This is a genomic window from Polaromonas sp. C04, assembly GCF_002002705.1.
Classification (GTDB): domain Bacteria; phylum Pseudomonadota; class Gammaproteobacteria; order Burkholderiales; family Burkholderiaceae_C; genus Rhodoferax_A.
Window position 1 is genome coordinate 23,044 of record NZ_MUNS01000017.1, and the last position, 6,245, is coordinate 29,288.

Sequence of the window (6,245 nt, forward strand, 5' to 3'; positions counted from 1 at the left end):
AAGGGTGCATCTTGGACGCCGCCGGTTTCAGTGGGAGGCCGGGAGCCGGTTTCGGCGCCCGAGCTTGAGCAGGCCCGTCGACAGGGCCGTGCCGCACACGATCACGGCGGCGCACAGCGCCATCCAAAGCGTGACATGCTCGTCCAGAAACGCCACACCGTACAGCACCGCGAACACCGGCACCACGAAGGTGACGGCCAGCGCGCGCGCCGGCCCCGCGTGTTCGATCAGCCGGAAGAACAGGATGTAGGCCAGGCCGGTGCACAGCACGCCCAGCGCCAGCAGCGAGAGCCAGGACCTGGCGCCGGGCATGTGGGCGGGCCATAACCAGAGCGCGGGCAGCGCCAGCCCGAGCGCGGCGCCGAGCTGGCTGCCGGCCGCGGTCAAGAGCGGCGGCAGGCCGGTCAGGTAGCGCTTGGTAAAGCTGGCTGCGGTGCCGTAGCACAGGCAGGCCAGCAGGCAGGCGCCGATCGCGAGCAGGTTGGCCCGGCTGGAAGCGCCTGCCGGGTTCGGACCCCCGTCTGCCTTGTTCCAGACCAGCAGGGCGACACCCGAGAGTCCGATCAGCAGGCCCAGCGTGCGCGAGGCACTGAGCCGGTCTTTCAGCCAGAGCCACGCCACCGCCGCGCCGAACAGCGGCGCCGTGGCGTTGAGGATGGCCGACAGCCCCGTCGAGATCGTCAGCAGCGCAAAGCAGTAGAGAGCAAACGGAATGCCCGAGTTGAGCAGCCCTACCAGAAACACCGGTTTCCAGTGTTGAAGCAACTGCGGACCCAGGCCGCGCTTCAACAGCAGTGGCAACAGGAACAGCGCGGCAATGCTCACGCGCACGGCGGCCGTGGGGACAGCGCCGAATTCCACCGCGGCCAGATCCATGAACATGAAAGAAGCGCCCCAGATGGCGGACAGCAACACGAAATCGCGCGCCCACACCGGGCCGCCTGCGGCGCTGGACGAAGAAGCAGCGGGCGTCAAACCAGGCTCTCCTGCTGAACCTGGTGGAGCGCCTGCGGGCGCACGGCCGCGCCCTCCAGCTTGAGCAGCGCTGCCTTGCGATTGAGGCCGCCCGCGTAGCCGGTGAGCGAGCCGTCCGAGCCCATCACACGGTGGCACGGCACGATGACGCTGATCGGATTGCGACCCACGGCGGCTCCGACGGCGCGCACCGCCGCCGGCTTGCCGAGCCCCGAGCTCAGGGCGCCATAGCTGGTGGTCTTGCCGGGCGGGATTTTGAGCAGCGCGTGCCAGACCGACTGCTGGAAGGCCGTGCCGCCGTGCAGGTCCAGCGGCAGGTCGAACGCCGTGCGCCGGCCGGCGAAATACTCGATGAGCTGCTGCACGGCGCGCACCAGCACCGGGTGCCGGTCATCGACGCGCCAGGCGGACCTGTCGGGCAGGTGGCGCTGGCCGTCGAACCAGACGCCGGCCAGACCCTGGTCGGTGGCGGCCACGATGACGGGGCCGAGCGGGCTGTGGAAGGTGGTTTGCACGACTGGCGTATCGAATTTCATCTCATTCACCTTTTTATTCATGGTCATTTCAGGCTGTAGCCCTTGTGCTGTCTTCACTTGCAGCTATCTTTTTGGTAGTCGCCGGTTTTTTGGCCGGCTCGGGCAAGGTGGCCCAGGCGCGGATCACGGCATAGCTGCGCCAGGGCTTCCAGGCCGTTGATGCGGCCTCCGCCTCGCGCGCCGCGCGCAGCGGGTTTTTGGGTTCAAGCACGCCCAGCGCCTTTTGCAGCGCCACATCGCCGGCCGGAAACGCATCGGGCCAGCGCAGCGCCCGCATGGCGATGTACTGCGCCGTCCAGTCGCCGATGCCGGGCAGCTCCTTGAGCGCGGCGATCGTGGCGCCCACATCGGCGCCGCCATGCAGTTGCAGCCGCTTCTCGGCCACCGCCTGCGCGATCGCCACGATGGCCGCCTGGCGCTGTTTGACGATGCCGAGCTGGCCCAGCGCGTCGCCGCTGGCCTGGGCCAGCACGGCCGGTGCGGGAAAGAGCCGCGTCAGTTCGGGGAAGGGCGTTTGCATCGGCGCGCCGAATTTCTCCACCAGCCGCGTGCCCAGCGTGCGCGCGGCCGCCACCGTGATCTGCTGGCCCAGCACGGCCCGCACGGCCAGCTCGTAGCCATCGAGCGTGCCCGGCACGCGCAGCCCGTCGCCCAGCGGAAAGCGCGGGTTCAGCGCGCTGTTGATGGCCAGCGGGTCGGCATCCAGGTCGAACGCGGCACGCACCCGGCGGATGACTTGCGGCAGCACATCGCGCAGCGAATCGCTCACGCGCAAGATCACCTGATGGTGCGCGCCGTCGAATTCGGCGAGCAGCCAGCCGGCATGCGCGCGCCCCCCCGATTCAAGACAAAAAGTCCTTCCAGCCCTTGGATGGTATTGGCTTGTAGCTACGAATTCAATAGCATCCAGTTGCCGTTTGCCGAAGAACCCGAGCATCGCGTCCACATCGTACGGCGGTCGGTAGCCGAGCCGCACACTGATGCCGTGGCCCGCTGGCGCGGCGCCCGCGCGCCGCAGCTGCGTCGGGTTCAGCTTGTAGTGCGCCACGAACGCCGCGTTGAAGCGCCGCACGCTGCCGAAACCGCTGATCAGCGCGACCTGCGTGATGGGCAGGTCGGTGTCGGCCAGCAATTGCTTGGCCGTGAGCAGGCGGCGGGTTTGCAGGTACTGCACCGGGGAGACGCCGAACTGCGCCTCGAAAATCCGCCGCACGTGGCGGTCGCTCACGCCCAGGCGCGCTGCCAGTTGCTCTACCGACGGCGTGGCGTCGCTCCAGGGTTCCGGCTCGTCCAGCAGCCGGGCCGCCTGGTGCGCCAGGATGTAGGAGGCATCCTGGATCGACCACGCAATCGAGTTCGGTGCCAGTTCGGGCCGGCAGCGCAGGCAGGGGCGAAAGCCGGCGCTCTCTGCCTGCGCGGCGTGGCTGAAGAAGCGGCAGTTCTCGCGCCTGGGCGTCTTCACGCCGCAGACCGGACGGCAGTAGATGCCGGTGGAGGTGACGCCGGTGAAAAAGCTGCCGTCGAAGCGGGCGTCCCGGGCTTTCAGGGCCAGGTAGCGGGCGTCGTCGGTGCGGGTCGCGTCGAGGCTTGTCATGGGCTTGATGATACGCGGCGCGGCCACTTTGACTAGCCGTTTTCGGACATATCCCTTGCGGGGGCGGCGCCTACAATCCCGGGCAGCGCAACAACTACCCCGGGAAATCATTCAATGCAGCTGGCGCCCTCCATTTTCAAGGCCTACGACATTCGCGGCGTGGTGCCGTCCACGCTCACGCCACAGGTCGCCGAGGCGCTCGGCCGGGCGTTTGGCACCATCGCGCGCGCGCAGGGCGAGCGCACAGTCGCGGTCGGGCGCGACGGACGCCTGAGTGGCCCGTCCCTGAGCGCGGCGCTGGTGCGCGGCCTGCTGGCCTCCGGCATCGACGTGATCGACGTCGGCATGGTGACCACGCCCATGCTGTACTTTGCCGCCAGCACGCTGGCGAGCTCCGGCATCCAGGTGACCGGCAGCCACAACCCGAAGGACTACAACGGCTTCAAGATGGTGATGTGCGGGCACGCCATCTATGGCGAAGACATCCAGGCGCTGCGCCGCATGATGGAAGAGGAGAACTGGGTGCTGCAATCGGGTGGAAATGTCAGGAACATCAATGTCCTGGCCCCATATCAGGCCCGCATCGTGTCCGATGCCAAACTGGCGCGGCCCATGCACATCGTGGTCGATTGCGGCAACGGTGTGGCGGGCGCGTCGGCCCCGGCCATCTTCCGCGCCCTGGGCTGCCAGGTGACCGAGCTGTTCAGCGAGGTCGACGGCAACTTTCCCAACCACCACCCCGACCCGAGCAAGCCCGAGAACCTGCGCGACCTGATCAAGGCCCTGCAAGCCTCCGACGCCGAACTGGGCCTGGCCTTCGACGGCGACGGCGACCGGCTCGGCATCGTCACCAAGGACGGCAACACCATTTACCCGGACCGGCAGATGATCCTGTTTGCGCAGGATGTTTTGAGTCGTGTGCCGGGCGGCGAGATCGTGTTCGACGTGAAGTGCTCGCAGCGGCTCGCGCCCGCGATCGAAGCGTTTGGGGGCAAGGCGCTGATGTACAAGACCGGGCACTCGCTGATCAAGGCCAGGATGAAAGAGATCGACTCGCCGCTGGGTGGCGAGATGAGCGGCCACATCTTCTTCAAGGAGCGCTGGTTTGGTTTTGATGACGGCACCTATGCCGGGTGCCGGCTGCTCGAGATCGTGAGCCGGTCGCCCGATGCCAACGCCGTGCTCAACGCGCTGCCGACCAGCTTTTCAACGCCCGAACTCAATGTGAAGTGCGCCGAGGGCGAGCCGCACCACGTGACCGCGAAACTGCAGGGCCAGGCCGCGAGCACCTTCGCCGCGCCGGCGAGGGTGTCGGACATCGATGGCCTGCGCGTCGACTGGCCGGATGGCTTCGGTCTGATCCGCGCCTCCAACACCACGCCCGTGCTGGTGCTGCGCTTCGAGGGCAACACGCCCGAGGCTCTGGCGCGCATCGAGGGCGAGATGCTGGCGCTGCTGCGCCAGGTCAAGCCCGACGCGACGATCGAGGAAGCCGCGCATTGAGCGTCGTGCGCAGCCTCTATTCGCTGCTCATGTGGCTGGCGCAGCCCTTGTTGCGCCGCAAGCTGGCGCGGCGCGGCGCGGCGGAGCCCGTTTACCTGCAGGCGGTGCAGGAGCGCTTTGGCTACTACGATGCGCCGCTAGACACCGGCTTCATCTGGCTGCATGCGGTGTCGCTGGGCGAGACGCGCACCGCCGCCATTTTGATCAAGCAACTACGCCAGCGCCTGCCCGGCATGCGCCTGCTGCTCACCAACGGCACGGCGACCGGACGCGCCGAGGGCGCTGGCCTGCTGCAGCCGGGGGATGTGCAGGTCTGGCAGCCCTGGGATACGCCGGGCGCGGTGCAGCGGTTTTTGCAGCACTTCAAGCCGCGCATCGGCGTGCTGCTGGAGACCGAGGTCTGGCCCAACCTGGCGGCGGCCTGCCGGCAGGCGGGTGTGCCGCTGGTGCTGGCGAATGCGCGGCTGAGTGAGAAATCGCTGCGCAACGCGCTGCGTCTGGCCTGGATCGCCAAACCGGCCTACCAGTCGCTGGCCGCCGTGTGGGCGCAGACCGAGATCGGTGCGCAGCGCCTGCGCCAGCTCGGTGCGCCGGTCAGCGCGGTGTTCGGCAATCTCAAGTTCGATGCGGCGCCCGACGCGGCGCAAATCGCGCAGGGCAAGGCCTGGCGCGCGGCGTGCGGCCGGCCCGTGATCCTGCTGGCCAGTTCGCGCGAGGGCGAGGAAGCCCGGTTTCTCCAGCTTCTTCAGTCATTTCGGGCTGCAGCCAAGGCAGAGCCTGCGGATGAAGCTACAAAATCAATAGTAGACGAAGTGCAGTGGCTGATCGTGCCGCGGCACCCGCAGCGCTTCGACGAGGTCGCCGCGTTGATCGAGCGACACGGTTTGGGTGTGTCGCGGCGCAGTGCCTGGGCGTTGCAACCGCAGGCCGGCGACGTCTGGCTCGGCGACTCGCTGGGCGAGATGGCGCTGTACTACGGCCTGGCCGATGTGGCGCTGCTCGGCGGCAGTTTCGAGCCGCTCGGCGGGCAGAACCTGATCGAGGCGGCGGCCTGCGGCTGCCCCGTGGTGATGGGGCCGTCGACCTTCAATTTTGCGCAGGCCGCCCGGCTGGCCGAGGCCGCCGGTGCGGCCAGCCGGGCCGACTCCATGGAGGCAGCGCTGCAAACGGCCCTGGCGCTGACGCGCGACGCGCCGGGCAGGGCGGCCATGGCTGAGCGCGGCACCGGGTTTGCGGCGGCGCACCGGGGTGCGGTCGACAAGACCGCGGCTGCCGTGGTGGCGCTGCTCGGATCGTAAAGGCGGCGCTCAGTAACGCGGCACGGACTGGTCGCGTTGCTGTGACCAGGCGTCGATGCCGCCCGTGATGTTGACCACGTGCTCGAACCCGTTTTGCGCCAGAAACGTTGCCACGCGCAGGCTGCGGCCCCCGTGGTGGCACAGGCAGGCCACCGGCTGCGCCGGGTCCAGCTCGGCCAGCCGTGCTGGTATCTCCCCCATCGGAATGGCGACCAGCGCAAAATCCCCGGCCCGGATGCTGGCGGTCTGCAGTTCCTGGGGCTCGCGTACATCGAGCACGACGGGCTGGCCGTGCGCCCGGGCGGCCTGCAACCAGTCAGACAGGTGGGCGGGGCTGAC

Annotated in this window: 6 protein-coding genes; 2 read left to right on the forward strand and 4 right to left on the reverse strand. The window is 68.5% G+C overall.

All coding sequences use genetic code 11. From position 1 onward, the window contains the following. Window positions 1-27 precede the first annotated feature (27 nt). The 3 genes from B0E49_RS00825 to B0E49_RS00835 are packed head-to-tail and all read right to left on the reverse strand — an operon-like array spanning window position 28 to window position 3,105. Entirely contained in the window at window positions 28-975 is a 948-nt protein-coding gene (locus B0E49_RS00825) for a DMT family transporter (RefSeq protein ID WP_286137719.1), read from the reverse strand. Continuing rightward, entirely contained in the window at window positions 972-1,511 is a 540-nt protein-coding gene (locus B0E49_RS00830; protein ID WP_077560081.1) for a methylated-DNA--[protein]-cysteine S-methyltransferase, read from the reverse strand. The genes B0E49_RS00825 and B0E49_RS00830 overlap by 4 nt, the downstream gene beginning before the upstream one ends. 28 nt (window positions 1,512-1,539) lie before the next feature. Continuing rightward, window positions 1,540-3,105 carry a DNA-3-methyladenine glycosylase 2 family protein gene (locus tag B0E49_RS00835; RefSeq protein WP_077560082.1) on the reverse strand — a complete coding sequence of 522 codons (1,566 nt, stop codon included), beginning with the start codon at window positions 3,103-3,105 and terminating at the stop codon, window positions 1,540-1,542. A 114-nt stretch (window positions 3,106-3,219) separates the two neighbouring features. Between B0E49_RS00835 and B0E49_RS00840 the strand changes: the two genes are divergently transcribed. Both B0E49_RS00840 and B0E49_RS00845 read left to right on the forward strand, forming a co-directional pair. Next, window positions 3,220-4,608: a phosphomannomutase/phosphoglucomutase gene (locus tag B0E49_RS00840; protein WP_077560077.1), complete on the forward strand. Its 1,389-nt coding sequence runs from the start codon at window positions 3,220-3,222 to the stop codon at window positions 4,606-4,608. Then, window positions 4,605-5,906: a 3-deoxy-D-manno-octulosonic acid transferase gene (locus tag B0E49_RS00845; protein ID WP_286137720.1), complete on the forward strand. Its 1,302-nt coding sequence runs from the start codon at window positions 4,605-4,607 to the stop codon at window positions 5,904-5,906. The genes B0E49_RS00840 and B0E49_RS00845 overlap by 4 nt, the downstream gene beginning before the upstream one ends. A gap of 9 nt (window positions 5,907-5,915) precedes the next feature. Here B0E49_RS00845 and B0E49_RS00850 read toward each other — a convergent pair. Further along, the coding region (locus B0E49_RS00850) for a rhodanese-like domain-containing protein (protein WP_286137721.1) at window positions 5,916-6,245 on the reverse strand (330 nt) is incomplete at its 5' end.

Bases quoted from the DNA above. Each gene is read 5' to 3' on its own strand.
- B0E49_RS00835 (WP_077560082.1), bottom strand. From the start codon at position 3,105: ATGACAAGCCTCGACGCGACCCGCACCGACGACGCCCGCTACCTGGCC.
- B0E49_RS00840 (WP_077560077.1), top strand. From the start codon at position 3,220: ATGCAGCTGGCGCCCTCCATTTTCAAGGCCTACGACATTCGCGGCGTG.
- B0E49_RS00830 (WP_077560081.1), bottom strand. From the start codon at position 1,511: ATGAAATTCGATACGCCAGTCGTGCAAACCACCTTCCACAGCCCGCTC.